General features: G+C 40.7%; 1 protein-coding gene. It reads right to left on the reverse strand.

Features of this window, described 5'->3' with window-relative positions:
• Positions 1-101: 101 nt before the first annotated feature.
• Positions 102-843: GerAB/ArcD/ProY family transporter (locus A3842_RS12515; protein WP_074101644.1), on the reverse strand; the 742-nt coding region annotated here is incomplete at its 5' end.

An 843-nucleotide genomic window follows, 5' to 3' on the forward strand; every position in this document is an offset into this window, starting at 1 on the left:
GTTATACGCTGTTTTTTTTATAGGTTTATAGTTGTCTTTAATATATTTTTTTATGTCTCTGCAACTCCAACGGGTCCATCTTGAAAAAGAGAGGTTAACGTTTACACATTCTGCTTCAATACCTTCTTTCTAATGATCAACACCACTGAAAGCAACACAGACAACAAAAAAAACAATAGGATTCCCATCCTTCCAATAACATCCCCAACGGCAAATACATCATTGATTCGTACGGGAATCATGGCGGTAATGAAAATCACCGGCATTAGCCCAAAGATGACAGGGACAAGCCTAATCTTGAACACCTGCGAGATCCCCAAAGCAGCATTAAAGTAAAAACTGCTAAAGATGCAAAACATCTGCATCATCCAGATCACCAATAGCGGGAATTCGAAGCGTTCAAAAAAGAATCCAGTGATCTCTAGGCTGCGCACTAAATCTATAGTAGGCCAGGTACTCGTGATCACAGAATCTATAGACAGACCTCCGATAACCATAACCACAGTGAGAATGTATAAGATCATAGGTATGGCAATTCCCGTTAACATGGCTTTGATCGCATGCTCCGGATGCTGCATGAAGGCTGTGATAACCATCACCACTTCACATCCCGTAAAGACAAGTACTGTGGATTTCAGTCCCCTGATTACAGGCATGAGACCTTCACTTAGTACAGGACGCAAATGGTTAACATCAAATATTCTGATACTAAGGACATAGCATAAGATCAAGATAAAGAAGCTTATGGGGAAAATAATTTGATAGGCTCTGGCGATGGAATTAATGCCTCCAAACACCATATAGGCCCCAATCCAGATGAAGGGAATGATAATTGCCCAAATG

This window comes from Paenibacillus sp. P3E (genome assembly GCF_001909045.1).
Classification (GTDB): Bacteria; Bacillota; Bacilli; order Paenibacillales; family Paenibacillaceae; genus Paenibacillus_AQ; species Paenibacillus_AQ helianthi.